The sequence below is a fragment of the Nocardia wallacei genome (assembly GCF_029868745.1).
Lineage (GTDB): Bacteria > Actinomycetota > Actinomycetes > Mycobacteriales > Mycobacteriaceae > Nocardia > Nocardia wallacei_B.
In genome coordinates, this window is the sequence record NZ_JARWOP010000048.1 from 1 (window position 1) to 16,127 (window position 16,127).

Here is a 16,127-nt window from a genome sequence, read left to right on the forward strand (position 1 = left end):
GTACGCCTACTGCTCGCCGTGGAAACCGCGGCCCGCCTACCGGCAGACCGTGGAGAACTCGATCTACCTCGCGCCCTGGGCCGTCGGGCGCCGGGCCCGGGGCGCGCCCGGGGGGGGGATTTATAAAGGGCGCCCCCCCCCACCCCGGCTTCGGGCCCTCCCCCCCCCCCCCCCCGGCCGCCCCGCTCCCGGGGCCGTCGACGGTGAGATCCGTTGGAGTTTCCGCGAACTCGCCGATCGGGTGCGCCGGGCCGCCGGCGCGTTCGCCGCGGCGGGCGTCGGCAAGGGCGATCGGGTCGCGGTCTGGGCGCCCAATTCGGCGGAGTGGATCGTCGCGGCGTTCGGCGTACTCACCGCGGGCGGGGTGCTGGTACCGGTGAACACGCGGCTCAAGGCCGAGGAGGCCGGTGACATCATCACCCGCAGCGGCGCGAAGCTGGTGCTGGTGCAGCAGGGCTTCCTCGGCGCCGAGTACACCGCCGCGGTGCCGGTCATCGATCTGAAGTCCGGATTCCTCAGCGGCGGAACGCCTTTCGAGGCGGAGATCGCGGGCACCGATATCGCCGACATCGTCTACACCTCGGGCACCACCGGGCGGCCCAAGGGCGTGATGATGAATCACCTGCAGACGCTGCGCCTCTACGCCGAGTGGTGCGATCTGGCCGATCTGCGCGAGGGCGACCGGTACCTCATGGTCAACCCGTACTTCCACACCTTCGGTTACAAGGCGGGCCTGATCTCGTCGCTGATCCGCGGCGCGACGATGCTGCCGGTCCCGGTGTTCGAGGTGGACCGCGTGCTGGAAATGATTGCGCGCGAACGGATCACGATGCTCCCCGGCCCGCCCACGCTCTACCACTCGCTGTTGGCGGCCCGGGGCGAGTACGACCTGTCCTCGCTGCGGGCGGCGGTCACGGGCGCGGCCGATATCCCGGTCGAGCTGATCCGCCGCGTCCGCGAGGAGCTGCCGTTCCGGTCGATCATGACCGGCTACGGGCTCACCGAGGCCGGAACCGCCACCGCCTCGCGGCCCGGCGACACCTTCGAGCAGATCGCCACCACCGCCGGACAACCCTGCGACGGCGTGGACGTGGGCATCGCCGAGGACGGCGAGGTCCTCGTCCGCGGGTACAGCGTGATGCAGGGCTACCTGGACGATCCGAAGGCCACCGCCGACGCGATCGATGCCGAAGGCTGGCTGCACACCGGCGATCTGGGACGGCTCGACCCGGAGGGCCGGTTGATCATCACCGGCCGCAAGAAGGACATGTTCATCGTCGGCGGATTCAACGCCTACCCCGCCGAAATCGAGGGCTTCCTGCTGGAACACCCCGCGGTGGTCCAGGCCGCCGTCATCGGCGTCCCGGACGACCGGCTCGGCCAGGTCGGCCGCGCCTTCGTAGTGAAACGCGGCACCCTCACCGAAGCCGACCTGATCACATGGAGCCGCGACCGCATGGCCGGCTACAAGGTCCCCCGCTCCATCCGCTTCCTCGACGAACTCCCCCTCAACGCCACCGGCAAGGTAATGAAGGACCAGCTCCAGGAGTAAACACGCCACCCACCCGTGTTGTGTCACCGCCCGAGGCGGCATAGGAATTCCTATGCCGCCTCGGGCGCCTTCAGCGCGGCCCCTCCAAGATGGTCACCGCGGACACCGCGGTCGGGCCACCGAGGTTGTGCGCCAAGCCGATACGCGCGCCGTCGACCTGGTTGGCCGCGGTGCCGCGCAATTGTTCGAACAGTTCCACGCATTGGGCTACGCCTGTTGCGCCCGGCGGGTGGCCCTTGGATTTCAGGCCGCCGCTCGGATTGACGGGGAGGCTGCCGCCGATGGTGGTGACGCCCGCGTCCAGGAGTTTGTGTGCCTCGAAACGGTCGGCGAAACCCAGGTCCTCGTAGCTGATCAGCTCGATGCCGGTGAAGAAGTCGTGGACCTCGGCGACGTCGATGTCGGAGGGGCGCAGGCCCGCCATGGTGAATGCCGCACGGGCCGCCCGGACCGTCGCCGGGAAGGTGGTCATGTCCCGCTTGTGCTGGTGCATCACCGAATCCAGGCCCAGCCCCACGCCGCGCACCCACACCGGGCGGTCGGTGTAGCGGTCCACCACGTCCTCGGCGGCCAGCACCAGGGCGGCCGCGCCGTCGCTCTGCGGGACGCAGTCGTAGACGCCGAGCGGGTCCGCCACGATCGGCGCCTGCAACGCCTGCTCCATGGTGATCTCGAAACGCAAGCGCGCCTTGGGATTTCGCGCCCCGTGTCGATGGTTCTTCACCGCCACCATCGCCAGATGCTCTCGGGTCGCGGGCGATTCGTAGAGGTAGCGGTTGACGTGCAGCGCGAAACCGGCGGGCCCGAACAGGCCCAGCTGATAGTCCCAGGCGGTGTCCCGCATCAGCATGCCCCACTCGCCGAGCAGGTCCTTCTGGGCGGTCTCGCGCAGCTTGTCCGCGCCGATCACCAGCACCACGTCCACCGCGCCGGAGGCGATCGCGAACAGCGCGTTGCGCACCGCGTCATTGCCTGTGGCACAGGAGTTCTCGATATGGGTGACCGGCAGCTCGGGCAGGCTCAGCGCGTCGGCGAGCACACCCGAGGGCGGGCCGTCGGTGGTGCCCATGGCCCCGAACCAAGCGGCCTGCAGGTCGCCCGGCCGCAGGCCCTTGTCGACGGTGGCCGCGCATTCCGCGAAGGCCATCGGCAGCAGGTCCTTGATCCCGAGCGCGAAGTGCTCGGCGAACGGCGTCATCCCCGCACCGACGATGGCTACCTTGCGCATGCCGACTCCCTCATTTCGACTCTCCCGCCGGTTCGAAGGCGTAGCCGTAGTCCGGCACGCCGGAGCGCACCGCCACCCGGCGCAGCACCATGCGGCCGCGGGCGCCGATGCCGACGCTCCCGGGATCGGCGCCGGTCACCTTGGCCAGCGCCCGCACACCCACGTCGTCGAGTTCCACCAGGACCAGCGAATACGGGCTGCGCGAACCGGGCACGGGGATACGCACGGTCGTCTCCGCGTAGACGGTGCCGGTGCGCGGCAACGGCACCAGCGTGTAGTCGGTGCTCAGCGTGCCGTCGGGACCGAGCCGGTAGCGCGGCGGGAAATCCAATTCCCCACCGTCGCCGTGCCGTCCGGCCTCCCAGCGCACCTTGGCCTCGAACGCCCGCTCGTAGGCGGCCAGCGAGATCGGCAGATCCCCGCCGGGGATGTACTCGCCCGCGGGCAACGCCCGCGCGACCGGTTCGCTACGCCGCACCGCGGTCGGCCCGGCGACCACCGTGACCCCGGACAGGTTGGCCTGCTCCACCCCCACCAGCAACCCGGCCTCGCCCCGCTCACCCATCCAGGCCAGCGCGAACAGCCCCGAGCTGGCGCCCAGCGTGGGCAGCCGAGGCGGCGTAAGGCTTTGCGCCGCAGCCTGTTTGTGGTCGACCCCCGCGACCGCCACGGGAGTGTCGAGCCACGCCGCCGACAGCGACGCCACCAGCCCGCGCTCGCGCAGCAGCCGCGGATCGCCGTAATCATGGACCGTGCCGACCGCATTGCGCGTCCGGGCGGGCAGGCTGCGCGCGACCCGGGAGGCGATCCGGACCTGCAGGCCCTCCCGCTCGGACACCCAGGCCGCCGCGGCGCCCGCGGGCTCCGCGTCGACACCGATGACGAGCGTGCGCGGACGCGCCGAACTCAGCGCGTCCAGCGTCGCCGGGGCGCCGCCCAGCCGCTCGATCACCTCCAGCTCCGGATCCAGCCCCAGACCGGCCAGCAGCACCGCCGCATTGCTGCTGTCCACCAGCGGCAGGTCCCGGCTGACCAGCACCACGCGTTCCACCGGTACCCCGCCCGCCAGCGCCGCCCGCCCGGCCTCGACCGCCAGCGTCACGGCGTCCTCGTCGTCGCCGGTCACGCGGCTGTCCCGGCTGCCCCAGCAGGGCAGGTACGTCCCCATCGACGCGATGTAGGGCATCGGTGCCTCCTTCACCCGTCCTAGGCGACCGCGCCGGCGGCCTTCAGGGCGATGATGCGGTCCCAGTCCAGCCCGAGTTCGAGCAGCACCTCCTCGGTCTGGGCCGCGAACTCGGGCCCGGGCCGCAGCTCCGGCGCGTGCACGTCGAACTGCACCGGACTGGAGACCAGTTCCATCTGGCCCGCGTCGAGCAGATATTCGTTCGCGCGGATCTGCGCGTCGGCGGTCACCTGCTGCGAATCCTGCACCGGCGCCCACGGTCCGGCGAGGGTGGCGAAGCGCTCGGTCCACTCGGCCAGCGTCCGCTTCCCGATCACCTCGCGCAGAATCTGCACCGCGTCGGCGGTGTGCTCGGCGATCTTCGCGGCGTCGGCGAAGCGCGGGTCGTCGGCGAGCTCCGACCGATCGATGTGGCGGCACACGTCGGCCCAGAACTTGGCCGGTTGCAGCATCACGAACGACAGGTACCGGTCGTCGGCGGTGGCGTACAGCCCCGACAGCGGGTTGGTGGGCGCACCGTGCGTGCCGGGCACCGGCGCCACCATCGGCTTGTCCTGATACGCCGACAGCGCGACCGTGTGGCCGATCGACCACAGGCCGCTGCCGAGCAGCGACACGTCGACGATCGAGGGTTCCCCCGTCCGTTCCCGCTTCACCAGCGCGGCCGCGATGCCGCCCGCGAGATTGGTGCCGGAGATGGTGTCGCCGAACGCCGGTCCGGGCGGCGAGATCATGCCCTCGGTGCCCGGCGGGGTGACCGTGGCCGCGACGCCGCCGCGACACCAGAACGCGGTCATGTCGTACCCGCCGCGATCGGATTCGAGGCCGCGCGGACCCAGCGCGCTGCCGCGGGCGTAGATGATGCCCGGGTTCACCGTGCGGATGTCGTCCACGTCGATGCCGAACTTGGCGCGGGCCTGCGGCAGGAAACTGGTGAGGAACACATCCGCGCGCCGCGCCAGGTCGTAGATCACCTCGCGGCCCTCGGCCACCGACATGTCCACGCCGATGCTGCGCTTGCCCCGATTGGCATGCTCCACATTGGGATTCGGGTCGCCCTCGATCTTGAACGCGCCCACCTGGCGCAGCCCGCGCTGCGGGTCGCCGGTGACGGCGTGCTCGACCTTGATCACATCCGCGCCCCAGTCCGACAGCACGGCGCCCGCGGACGGGACGAAACCGTACATCGCGACCTCGAGCACCCGGATGCCCTCCAGCGGTTTGCTCACGACACCACCTCCGCCAGCGTCTTGTGCTCCAGGAATTCCTCCAGCCCGAGCCGGCCCATCTCGCGCCCGATGCCCGACTGCTTGTAGCCGCCGAAGGGGGCGTCGGGGTGGAAGTAGTTGCCGCCGTTGACACTCATCGTGCCGGTGCGGATGCGCCGGGCCACCGCCTTGGCGCGGTCGGCGTCGGCGCCGAACACCGCGCCCGACAGTCCGTAGATGGAGTTGTTGGCGATCCGCACGGCATCGTCGTCGTCGGTGTAGGAGATCAGTGCGAGCACCGGCCCGAACACCTCCTCCTGCGCGATCTCGCTGTCCGGGTCGACGTTCGACAGCAGGGTGGGCTTGTAGAAGTAGCCCGGGTCGACCTTCTCCCCGCCGGTGACGAGGGTGGCGCCCGCGGCGACCGCGCGCTGCACCAGGCCGTCGACCTTGTCGCGCTGGCGTTCGCTGATCAGCGGGCCCATATAGGTTTTCGGATCGCTGGGATCGCCGTAGGTCACGTAGCCGAGGGTGGCGGCGATCAGTTCGGCCACCTTGTCGTGGTCCTGCCGCGGCACCAGGACCCGAGTGGTCAGCGCGCAGCCCTGTCCCGCGTGGCTGGCGATGCTGAACGCCGCGAACTGCGCGGCCTTGGTGTAGTCGGCGTCGTCGAGCAGGATCATCGCCGATTTGCCGCCCAGCTCCAGGAACACCTTCTTCAGCGTCGCGCTGGCGGCGGCCATGATCTGCCTGCCCACGGGGGTGGAGCCGGTGAAGGTGACGACGTCGACGTCCGGGTGCGTGGTCATCCGCTTGCCGACCTCGATGTCGGAGCCCGACAGGACGTTCACCACGCCGGCGGGAATGTCGGTGTGGTTCGCGATGATCTCGCCCAGCGCCAGGGTGGCCAGCGGGGTGTCGGGCGCGCCCTTGAGCACCACGGTGCACCCGGCCGCCAGCGACGGCGCGAGCTTGGCCAGCGCGAGCTGATGCGGATAGTTGTAGGCGGCGATGGCGGCCACGACGCCGGCCGCCTCCTTCTCCACCCAGCGGTGGTGCTGCTGGCCGCGGACCTCGACGTCGCCGAGATCCTCGGTCCACGGGTAGTCCGCCAGCAATCCGGCGTAGTAGCGCACGATCTCGAACGGCGTCTCGAGCTGATTGCCGTGCGTGAGCATGCGGGTGGCGCCGACCTCCGCGATCGTCAGCTCCCGCAGTTCCTCCACGTTGTCGCGCAGGGCCTGGTACAGCTGGTTCAGGCAGTGCGCCCGGAACTGCGGGTTCGTCGGCCAGTCGGTGGTGTCGAAGGCCCGCCGCGCCGCGGCGACCGCCGCGTCCACCTCGGCCACCCCCGCCTCCGGCGCGTGTCCGTACACCGCGCCCGTCGCGGGATCGAGCGAGGCGAGCGTGCGGCCGGTCTCGACCAGCTGCCCATCGATCAGCAGCCGCCGCGTGACCGCTACCGCCTGTTCCTGCGTTGACATCCCGTCTCCTCGCCGATCTGTGGAAACTTCATTCTCGATATCAGAGAATGTAACATTCGTAGGCCAGGGCCGTAACAACTCGCCACAATCCGGTGCGCTGCTCGAATTCTCGGGACCGGCGCGAATGCCGGGGCGGCCGAGCGCCCCGGCGCGCGACCCTTGCGGACTCAAACGCGACGAGAGTACGGTTCTCATACTTGGAAGGGAGATTCTTGTGCTCGAGACTACACGCACTCTCGTGACGGGGGCGCCGAGTCGCCCGGCGCGTATCCGGATCACCGGGAAGGGGCGCGCGTGAAGACGGCAGTGGTCACCGGCGGTGCCTCGGGCATCGGCCTCGGCATCGCACAGCGGTTGCGCAGCGACGGATTCCACGTCGCCGCATTGGATCTGAATCCGTCCACCGACGACGATTTCGCCTTCCGGGCCGACGTCACCGACCCCGAGGAGATCGCCGCGGCACTGACCGACATCCGCGCCAAACTCGGTCCGGTGACCGTGCTGGTGAACGCGGCGGGCGTGGACGGATTCAAGCGGTTCCAGAACATCTCCTTCCCCGAGTGGCAGCGCGTGATCGACGTCAACCTCCACGGCGTCTTCCACTGCGTGCAGGCGGTGCTGCCGGACATGTTGGCGGCGAGCTGGGGGCGCATCGTCAACATCTCCTCCTCCAGCACGCACTCCGGCCAGCCGTTCATGTCGCACTACGTGTCGGCCAAGTCGGCGGTCAACGGCCTCACCAAGGCGCTGGCGCTGGAACTCGGGCCGTCGGGCATCACGGTGAACGCCGTCCCGCCCGGGTTCATCGACACCCCGATGCTGCGCCGCTCCGAAGAGGCGCGCCGGCTCGGCGGCTCGGTCGAGGACCACATCCAGCGCACGCCGGTCCGGCGCGTCGGCACGCCCGCCGATATCGCGGCGGCCTGCGCGTTCCTCATCTCCGAGGAGGCCGGCTACATCACCGGCCAGATCATCGGCGTCAACGGCGGGCGCAACACCTGAGCCCGCCACCACCGCTGTCACATCCGAGAGGAAGTACGTCGTGAAGGTCCATGTCGATCAGGAACGCTGCCAAGGGCACACGCTGTGCGCGATGATCGCCCCGAAGTCGTTCGAACTGAGCGAGATCGACGGCCATTCGTCCCCGGTCGACGAATCGGTCCCCGACGACCAGCGCGAGCAGGTGCGCGAGGCCGTGCACTCGTGCCCCGAGCGCGCGATCTCGATCGCCGAATAACCGGACACCACACAGTATCCGGCGACCACGGCCGCGGCGGCGCTCCGTCCCGGCCGCGGCGTCGGCTGCGACATCACGAGGAGGCGCTGTGGCCGAGCAGACACCTGCATCACGGGCCGAGCCGTCCGGGCGGCCACTGCCCCTGCTCACCCCGGACACCGAATTCTTCTGGACCGCGGGCGCCGACGGCACGCTGCGGATCCAGGAGTGCCGGTCCTGCGCGGCGCTGATCCATCCGCCGCAGCCGCTGTGCCGGTACTGCCGCGGGCACGACCTGGGCGTGCGGGAGGTGTCCGGCGCGGCCGTGCTGTCGAGTTTCACGGTGAATCACCGGTTCTCGGTGCCCGGACTCCCCGCGCCCTACGTGGTGGCGCAGGTCGCGCTGGTGGAGGATCCGCGAGTTCGCTTGACCACCAACATCATCGACGCCAACCCCGACGAGCTGGCGCTCGGGATGCGGCTGGAGGTGGTGTTCCGGCAGGACGACGACGTCTGGCTGCCGCTGTTCCGGCCCGCCGCCGAGCAGCCCACGCCCGACGCGCTGCCGGTGGACGAGATCGACCCCGCCCGGTTCGCCGAGCACGTGCGGCCGATGATCCGCCAGGACAAGTTCGAGGACAAGGTGGCGCTCACCGGGATCGGCATGTCCCGGCTGGGCCGACGACTGATGGTGCCGCCGCTGGAACTGACCGTGGAGGCGTGCGAGCGTGCCGTCGCCGACGCCGGGCTGACCCTCGACGACATCGACGGCCTCGCCTCCTATCCGGGCGGCGGCAATCTGGGCGGGTTCGGCGAGGGCGGCATCACCGCCCTCGAGGCCGCCCTCGGGCTGCGGCCCACCTGGCACAACGGCGGCATCGAGACCTTCGGTCCGGGCGGCTCGGTGATCGCCGCGATGACGGCGGTGGCGGCCGGGCTGGCGCGGCACGTGCTGTGCTTCCGCACGCTGTGGGAGGCGACGTTCAACGAGCTGATGAAGACCGGCCGGATCAAGCCCTCCGGCGGGCGCACCACCAGCTGGATGATGCCCTTCGGCGCCACCTCCGCCGCGCACACCCTGGCGCAGAACGCGCAGCGGCACTTCCATCGCTACGGCACCACCCGCGAGACGCTCGGCTGGATCGCGCTGAACCAGCGCGCCAACGCCGAGCTGGAACCCACTGCGGTGTACCGGGATCCGCTCACCATGGACGACTACCTCACCGCCCGGACCATCACCACCCCGTTCGGTCTCTACGACTGCGACGTGCCCTGCGACGGCGCCATCGCGGTGATCGTCTCGGCGAAGGACGCCGCGCAGGATCTCGCGGTGCCGCCGGTGCTGGTGGAGGCCGTGGGCACCCAAATCGTCGAGCGCATCGAGTGGGATCAGAGCACACTGACCCACGAGCCGCAGGTCCTCGGGCCCGCCGCGCACCTGTGGAGCCGGACCACGCTGCGCCCCGCCGACGTCGACGTCGCCGAACTCTACGACGGCTTCACCTTCAACTGCCTGTCCTGGATCGAGGCGCTCGGTTTCTGCGGCATCGGCGAGGCCAAGGACTTCCTCGACGGCGGCAAGGCCATCGCCCGCGACGGCACCATCCCGGTCAACACGCACGGCGGCCAGCTCTCGCACGGCCGCACGCACGGCATGGGCCTGCTGCACGAGGCGGTGGTGCAGTTGCGCGGCAGCGCGGGCCCGCGACAGGTCGACGGCGCCCGGGTCGCGGTCGTGTCCAGCGGCGGGCTCACGCCCGGCGGCGCGATCCTGCTGCGGACGCAATCCTGAACGCCGGGAACGCGAGCGGCGCGCGATGACTCTCACCCAGACCGACCTGCTGCCCTCCGACGACGGCGCACCCGAAGCGGTGGTCGCCGACGTCGACGGCATCCCGGTGTCGGGATTGCTGGCCGAAGCGCCGTCGCCGCGCGCGGTTCTGGTCGCACTGCACGGGGGCGCCACCACCTCCGCGTACTTCGACTGCCCGGGACATCCCGAACTCTCGCTGCTGCGCACCGCCCGGCGACTGGGATACACGGTGCTGGCCCTGGACCGACCCGGCTACGGGAGTTCGGGTCCGTTCGCGGACCGGCTGACCCGGCCGGAGCGCCGCGTCGGCCTGATGCACGGCGGTATCGAGGCCCACCTCGGCGACCGGCCCCGTGGCGCGGGCATATTCCTGCTGGCGCACTCGGCCGGATGCGAACTCGCCCTGCGGATGTCGGCCGAGGACCACCGCGGCCGCGCGCTGCTCGGTGTCGAGCTGGCGGGCAGCGGGCGGCGGCATCATCCGGAGGCCCAGCGCATACTCTGGAGCCCGCGGCCGCCCGGCGCCCGGCCGCCGGGACTCGGCGCGCTGCTGTGGCATCCCGACCGGCTGTATCCGCCGGACCTGGTGGGCGGCGCGGCCATCGGCGTGCCCGGCCCGAAACTGGAGGCCGCGGCCATCACCGATTGGCCCGACCGCGAACTCCCCCGGCTGGCCGGCCTGGTGCGAATTCCGGTGCGCTGGACCGCGGGTGACCACGAGACGGTGTGGCGCAACGATCCCGAGGAACTCGCCGGGATCGCGGCACTGTTCCACGCGGCGCCGCGGGTGGTAGTCAATCTACAGCCGAACACCGGGCACAACATCAGCCTGGGGTACACGGCGGCGGCGTACCACCTGAAGCTGCTCTCCTTCGTCGAGGAGTGCGTGGTGGCCGCCGCGACCGGTGAGTTCTCCGGTCCCACACGACAATTCGACGGCGGCGCCCAGACGCCGCCAGGGAGGTGAGGCACATGGAGGTCGGCGATGTAGCGCTGTTGCTGCTGCGACTGGTCGTGGGCGGCACGATGATCGCGCACGGCGTCAATCACTGGATCGGCGGCGGCAAGATCGCGGGCACGGGTCGCTGGTTCGCCTCGCTCGGGCTGCGCAACGGCGTGCTCCAGGCGTGGCTGAGTGTGCTCACCGAGGTGGCGGCCGGTGCGCTGCTGGTGCTCGGTCTGCTCACCCCGTTCGCCGCGGCGGCGATCGTGTCCGTGATGCTGGTCGCCGCTCTGCTGGCGCACCGGCGCAACGGATTCTTCGTGATGAACGAGGGTTACGAGTACGTGCTGGTGCTGGCGGTCGTCGCGGTGGCGCTCGGTCTGCTGGGGCCGGGATGGCTGTCGGTGGACCATGCCGCGGGCATCGAGATCACCGGGTGGGCCGGTGGCGGTATCGCGCTGATCCTGGGCGTGCTGGCGACGGCCGGGCTGCTCGCCGTGTTCTACCGCCCCGCCCCCGCGACTACGAAGGACGAGGTGCGCTGATGCGAGTCGGATTCATCGGATTGGGCAGTCAGGGCGGGCCGATGGCGCGCCGCATCGCCGAGAGCGGGCACCCCACCACGCTGTGGGCGCGGCGCGCGGCGTCGCTGGAACCCTTCGCCGACACCCCGGCCACCACGGCCGACTCCCCCGCCGCGCTCGCCGCGCGGAGTGACCTGGTGTGCCTGTGCGTGGTCGGCGACGACGATGTGCGGGAGGTGCTCACCGGCGCGAACGGCGTGCTGGCCGGGATCGCCGCGGGATCGATCGTCGCCGTGCACTCCACTGTGCATCCCGAGACCTGCCGCGAGCTGGCGAAAGTCGCTGCCGCACAGGGTGTCTCGCTCATCGACGCACCGGTCAGCGGCGGCGGTATGGCGGCCGAGGCGGGGACGCTGCTGGTGATGATCGGCGGGGACGCCGAGGCGGTCGAACGCAGTCGGCCGGTGTTCGAGACCTACGCGAACCCGATCGTGCACCTCGGCGAGGTCGGGGCCGGGCAGACCACCAAGCTGCTCAACAACCTGCTGTTCACCGCGAATCTGGCGACCGCCGAGAGCACCCTGCGGCTGGCCGAGTCACTGGGCATCAGCTCCGACCGCCTCGGCGAGGTGATCACGCACGGCACCGCGAACAGCTTCGCCCTGGGCCGCGTCGTCTCCGCCGGCGGCAACCTCGACCGGCTCGCCGCACACGCCGGAGATCTGCTCCGCAAGGACGTCGGCCTGGTCGCCGATCTGGCCGACGCCGCGGGCGTGCCGCCGGGAACCGTCCTCGACGCCGCCGACGCCACCCTGGCCCTCATGCACCGCACGCGCTGAAGGGAATTCGCGATGCCTTACCGCCACCCCCGCTGCGGCGGGCCATATTCGCCGCAGGGGTCGCGGTGCTGATCGGGTTCGCGGGGGCCGGGCGCATGGGCCGCCCCATGATCGAGCGGCTGGCGGGGGCCGGGCATACGGTGCGGGCGGTGGGCCGGTCGGCCGAGAGCCGTTCGGCGCTGGGCGAACTCGGCGCCGAGCCGGTCGAAACCGTCGCCGCGGCCGCCGAGGGCGCGGACGTGTTCGTGGTCTGCGTATTCAGCGACGAGCAGGTGCGCGAGGTGTGTCTGGACGGCCCGGTGCTGTCCGCCCTGCCGCACGGCGCGGTGCTCGTCGTGCACACCACCGGCAGCCCGGATACCGTGGCCGCCATCGCCGACGCGGCACGACCGCACGGCCTCGAGGTGGTGGACGCACCGGTGAGCGGCGGCCCGCACAATATCGCGGCGGGACAACTCACCGTCTTCGCGGGCGGGACCGACGCGGCAGTGCATCGCGCCCGAGAAGTGTTGTCCGCCTACGCCGATCCCGTGCTGCACGTCGGCCCACTAGGCTCCGGCCAGCGCGTCAAACTGGTCAACAACACCCTGTTCGCCGCCCAAATCGGCCTCGTCGCCGACGCCATACGCCTCGGCAACCAGCTCGGACTCGACGAATCGACTTTGCTCGACGCCCTGCCACACGCCAGCAGCAGCGGCCGCGCCCTGGCAAGCATCGCCGCCAAGGGCGCAGTCCACACCTTCCGCACCACAGTCGGCGAATTCCTCGGCAAAGACATCGCAGTAGCCCGCACCCTCGCCGCCGAACTCGGCGCGGATTTGGGAATCCTGAACGCCGCCATCACCATCGGGCTGCGCACAACAGACCAGACATAAGAACCGCGAACCAGCCGCTCATCCAGCACGAGCAGCACAGCCCACCTCATCCATCATCGAAAGAATTGGAAAAGTACTCAGGAATTCAACCAGCTCTCGACGTCGTCCAATGTCGCGGCCGAATGGATCGATTCGCCGTCGTCGATGTCGAGCAGAATCCAGGCGTATGGCGAGCCGGAACCGCGCACCAGCCCGTAGCCCGCTCGTGTGGCCCGCTTGATGAGCACTCGCACTCGCGCCGATTCCGGATCGGGGTCCACCACAATACCTTTCGAAGTCAGATAGGTTCGGGAACTGCTCACGCCCCTTCCGAGGCTCATCGTTTGCCATCGCTATCTGCGCTCGACGTAGGTAGCGCCAGCTCGGAGAGTCTGTCCAACACCTCACGCAACGTTTGCCGCGTCGGCCCGGCGCCCGTGGGTGATTCGCAATCCAATGGCGGAAACGGCAGTCCTCGTGCGGCGGCGCGCTCCCGCGGGGCCAATGTCTGTGGCGCGAGTCGCCCTGCCTCCACAAGCGTGTGGTAGGCCGCTGTTTTCCATACACAGCGATCGACCCGGCAGGAAAGATGTAGCCGCATCTGCTCGTGTGCCAACGCGATATCGGCGTAGTCGCAGATCTGCGGCGGCGTCACGATCATGGTTTCATCCATTTCCCCGGCTGGATATATGGTGCTGTGGGTCTGATTGTGCTGCTTGCGTTTTCATCACCTTCGCAACGAAGCCGACGGCCAGAGTCAGCGCTGCGTCGTGCCCGTCAGCGGCGAGAGGCAGCCACGGTAGCGCCAGCTCCGCCAGTACCTCGCCGACGTGGCGGTCGGCGAGTTTCCGGAACTGGTGATTGGCATCGCGGGTCTTGTTGGTACCCAACGGGATATCGGGGTCGAGCTGGGTACGGAAGATCAGGTTGTAGCGGTGGCCGTGGTCACGGGCCAGAGTCTCCAGATACGCCCATCCCGCCCGGTCGGCCGCCTCGCCGCGGTACGCGAGGGCGGCCCGGTAGTAGCCCAGCGCGTCGGGGACGGCGCGGTCGACCAGCACGACATCCCCGTGTAGCCATGCTTCGAGTTCATTGCTGATGCCTCTGGTCACGATCCATAACGTCGAGGTCCAGGTGTGGTTCCACAGGATCGGCATACCCAACCGCTGGGCTTGCTCGCCCAGGTCCGCGACCGTGGCGACTTGCAGACCGCTCCGGCGCAGTTCGTGGGCCAGCCGGGCGAGGAAGGTGCTCTTGCCGGTGGAATGCGTGCCGACCACCGCGACGGTGACCGGTTGATCGTTGCTGCTCACCACAATCCCCCTTCTGGTTCGGGTGTGGGCAAGAAGTCGGACAGACCTGCCGCCGACACCAGAGCCGGCCAGTCCAGATCGCCGTCGGTGATCAGTGCGCACAGCAGTTGCCAGGCCGCCCAGGTGTCATGACCAGCGCGGTGGTAGCCCTGGTCGGCTACCGCTGTGGTATCGAGTTGGCCGCGGTCGATGAGCTTGTCCAAGGCATAGGAGGGCAGACCCTGCCACACCGATTTCGCCAGACGCAGCGTGTCGAGGATCAGCGGCGGATTCCAGTTGGGCAGATGCGCGGTGAGGACCTTCCGCTCGACTGTCGCGTTGTGGGCTATCAGCACCCGCCCGCACAGTGCCTCATCGATCTCCTCGGAGATCTCTTGCCACCGTGGACATTCGGCGAGATCAGCGTTCGTGATCCCGTGGACCTTGCGAGTCACGATCGGCGCCACGGGACGCTGCGGCTGAATCAGCCACGACCGCAACGCATCCGGCGTCGTCGGCCCGTCCACCAACAGCACCGCGATTTCGATGATCTCGGGCGGATGCTGCCCGTTACCCTCCACATCGACCACGGCCAACTGCCGATCACGCAAGGCGGTCGGAAACGGAAGTGGGTTCGTCATTGCGGCGTGTTCTCCCTCGTTGTAGGCCAGCCGAGATCGGCGCGGCCGTGTCGATGGTCATGGTGGGGTTTGTCGATGTCGTGCACCTGGTAACCGAGACCGTGCTGCAAGAAGTAGCGGCGCTGTTCATCCAACCCCGACACCGCGACAGCGCGGTCGTTGATCCGTACGAGGGTGCCGCCCAACACCGCGGTTTCTTCGGCGACATGCCGTTGCTCCGGCAGTTGCCACGCCTGTGCGCACCGGCGCAGCTGCGCGGCCGGGCAGATGTCGCACAGTTCCCGGATGCCGTAATGGCCGTTGTAGTCTGCGACGCCGTGCGCGTAGGCGACCGCGCAACTGGTCTTACGAAACAACGGGGAACCGGGTCGATTCCTATCGGCGGCATCGAGAATCCGCCGTTCCAGCGCCTCGGGGAACACCTTGCGCCGCGCCCCTTCCGGATAGGGTTCCGGCAGGCCATTCGCGCGGTAGTAGTCGCGGATCTGGTCTTTGAAGAACAACCCGGTGAACACCGTCGCGTGTGCGTGCTGGCTCAGGGCGAGCGCGCGGCATAGATGCTCATCCGAATCATTGAGGCCCGGCACGATCGGCCGCCAGTACAGCACCACTCGATACCGGTCCGCCTGCTCGAACGCCGTCACCAGCGACCGCGCCGCGATCGCCGAGTCCACCGGCTCGATCCGCGGGTCATCGATGCCCGAATATGTCACCAGCACAGTGACTTTCAGATTCTCGATCGAGTTCAACACCACGCAGTCCTCGGGTTCGATCCGCCACCGGGTGATCACGAGAACGTGGTTGGTCAACCCGCGCGCATCCAGCAGCCTCAACATGTTGAGCGTGTGTTGCTTGACCCTCGGCAACATCGGATCGGTAGCCCGATTCAGCAACTGAATCGGAGTGACGTGCGGCCGGAAGTATCGATGCCCGGTCAGCAGGCCGGCGGCCTCCTCGTCGTCCATCACCGCACGCGGGACCTTCATGGCGAAGTTGTCGAACAAGTGCCGCACGCAGTAACCGCAATCCAGCGGACACCCGACGATCCAGTTCAGACTCAAACCGGACTTGCGGTACTCGATCACGTCCAGCAACTCAGACCGCATCCCCACCTGCTGCTCAGCAGCCAGCAGCGGAACGCCGTAGCGGGTCGTTATCGTCATGGCTCGCGCCTCCCACTCGATTCCGGGCCACCGGATCCGCGGTGCCCACATCGAGCAAAACGGCCCACCCATCAGGCAGGAAAGGTGGCAAGTCGACCGAAAGCCGACTTGCCACCCCCGGGTAATGGGTGAGATTGGAGCCCCTGATCAGGGGGCCGGCGAGGGACCCGCGCGGCGAGGACGG

General features: G+C 69.4%; 16 protein-coding genes. 8 read left to right on the forward strand and 8 right to left on the reverse strand.

Annotated elements, in window-relative coordinates; translation table 11 throughout:
• Positions 1–118: 118 nt before the first annotated feature.
• Positions 119–1,552: a FadD3 family acyl-CoA ligase gene (locus tag QH470_RS02395; RefSeq protein ID WP_425302581.1), complete on the forward strand. Its 1,434-nt coding sequence runs from the start codon at positions 119–121 to the stop codon at positions 1,550–1,552.
• Positions 1,553–1,622: 70 nt separating this feature from the next.
• Here the strand turns inward: QH470_RS02395 and QH470_RS02400 are convergent, their stop codons facing one another.
• From QH470_RS02400 to QH470_RS02415, 4 genes are read right to left on the reverse strand one after another with little or no spacing between them, the layout of a single operon-like run.
• Positions 1,623–2,780: a thiolase C-terminal domain-containing protein gene (locus tag QH470_RS02400; protein ID WP_280270582.1), complete on the reverse strand. Its 1,158-nt coding sequence runs from the start codon at positions 2,778–2,780 to the stop codon at positions 1,623–1,625.
• 10 nt (positions 2,781–2,790) lie between these two features.
• Positions 2,791–3,966, reverse strand: coding sequence for a Zn-ribbon domain-containing OB-fold protein (locus QH470_RS02405; RefSeq protein ID WP_280270583.1), 1,176 nt, complete (start codon positions 3,964–3,966; stop codon positions 2,791–2,793).
• A gap of 20 nt (positions 3,967–3,986) precedes the next feature.
• Positions 3,987–5,195 carry a CaiB/BaiF CoA transferase family protein gene (locus QH470_RS02410; protein WP_280270584.1) on the reverse strand — a complete coding sequence of 403 codons (1,209 nt, stop codon included), beginning with the start codon at positions 5,193–5,195 and terminating at the stop codon, positions 3,987–3,989.
• Positions 5,192–6,658 carry an aldehyde dehydrogenase family protein gene (locus QH470_RS02415; RefSeq protein ID WP_280270585.1) on the reverse strand — a complete coding sequence of 489 codons (1,467 nt, stop codon included), beginning with the start codon at positions 6,656–6,658 and terminating at the stop codon, positions 5,192–5,194. The genes QH470_RS02410 and QH470_RS02415 overlap by 4 nt, the downstream gene beginning before the upstream one ends.
• A 294-nt stretch (positions 6,659–6,952) precedes the next feature.
• Here QH470_RS02415 and QH470_RS02420 point away from each other — a divergent pair, with 294 nt between their 5' ends.
• From QH470_RS02420 to QH470_RS02450, 7 genes are all read left to right on the forward strand, one after another.
• Positions 6,953–7,660, forward strand: coding sequence for an SDR family NAD(P)-dependent oxidoreductase (locus QH470_RS02420; RefSeq protein WP_280270586.1), 708 nt, complete (start codon positions 6,953–6,955; stop codon positions 7,658–7,660).
• Positions 7,661–7,700: 40 nt separating this feature from the next.
• Positions 7,701–7,895, forward strand: a complete 195-nt coding sequence (locus QH470_RS02425; RefSeq protein WP_187688258.1) for a ferredoxin — start codon at positions 7,701–7,703, stop codon at positions 7,893–7,895.
• 136 nt (positions 7,896–8,031) lie between these two features.
• A complete protein-coding gene (locus tag QH470_RS02430; RefSeq protein WP_280270596.1) occupies positions 8,032–9,666 on the forward strand; it encodes a thiolase C-terminal domain-containing protein in 1,635 nt (544 codons plus the stop codon).
• A 25-nt stretch (positions 9,667–9,691) separates the two neighbouring features.
• Positions 9,692–10,654, forward strand: a complete 963-nt coding sequence (locus QH470_RS02435) for an alpha/beta hydrolase (RefSeq protein ID WP_280270587.1) — start codon at positions 9,692–9,694, stop codon at positions 10,652–10,654.
• 5 nt (positions 10,655–10,659) lie between these two features.
• Positions 10,660–11,175 (forward strand): DoxX family protein, encoded by a 516-nt coding sequence (locus QH470_RS02440; RefSeq protein ID WP_280270588.1) that lies wholly within the window; start codon positions 10,660–10,662, stop codon positions 11,173–11,175.
• Positions 11,175–11,993 carry an NAD(P)-dependent oxidoreductase gene (locus tag QH470_RS02445; RefSeq protein WP_280270589.1) on the forward strand — a complete coding sequence of 273 codons (819 nt, stop codon included), beginning with the start codon at positions 11,175–11,177 and terminating at the stop codon, positions 11,991–11,993. Before QH470_RS02440 ends, QH470_RS02445 begins: the two co-directional genes overlap by 1 nt.
• 65 nt (positions 11,994–12,058) lie before the next feature.
• Positions 12,059–12,868 carry an NAD(P)-dependent oxidoreductase gene (locus tag QH470_RS02450; RefSeq protein WP_280270590.1) on the forward strand — a complete coding sequence of 270 codons (810 nt, stop codon included), beginning with the start codon at positions 12,059–12,061 and terminating at the stop codon, positions 12,866–12,868.
• 77 nt (positions 12,869–12,945) lie between these two features.
• Here QH470_RS02450 and QH470_RS02455 read toward each other — a convergent pair whose 3' ends face one another.
• From QH470_RS02455 to QH470_RS02470, 4 genes are all read right to left on the reverse strand, one after another.
• The gene (locus tag QH470_RS02455; RefSeq protein WP_280270591.1) at positions 12,946–13,170 is read right to left on the reverse strand and encodes a hypothetical protein; all 225 of its coding nucleotides are present in this window, start codon (positions 13,168–13,170) and stop codon (positions 12,946–12,948) included.
• Positions 13,171–13,512: 342 nt separating this feature from the next.
• Positions 13,513–14,160 (reverse strand): AAA family ATPase, encoded by a 648-nt coding sequence (locus tag QH470_RS02460; protein WP_280270592.1) that lies wholly within the window; start codon positions 14,158–14,160, stop codon positions 13,513–13,515.
• Positions 14,157–14,780 (reverse strand): 3'-5' exonuclease, encoded by a 624-nt coding sequence (locus QH470_RS02465; protein WP_280270593.1) that lies wholly within the window; start codon positions 14,778–14,780, stop codon positions 14,157–14,159. The genes QH470_RS02460 and QH470_RS02465 overlap by 4 nt, the downstream gene beginning before the upstream one ends.
• Complete coding sequence (locus QH470_RS02470) at positions 14,777–15,943, reverse strand: radical SAM protein (protein ID WP_280270594.1); 1,167 nt, start codon at positions 15,941–15,943, stop codon at positions 14,777–14,779. Before QH470_RS02470 ends, QH470_RS02465 begins: the two co-directional genes overlap by 4 nt.
• Positions 15,944–16,127: the final 184 nt, after the last annotated feature.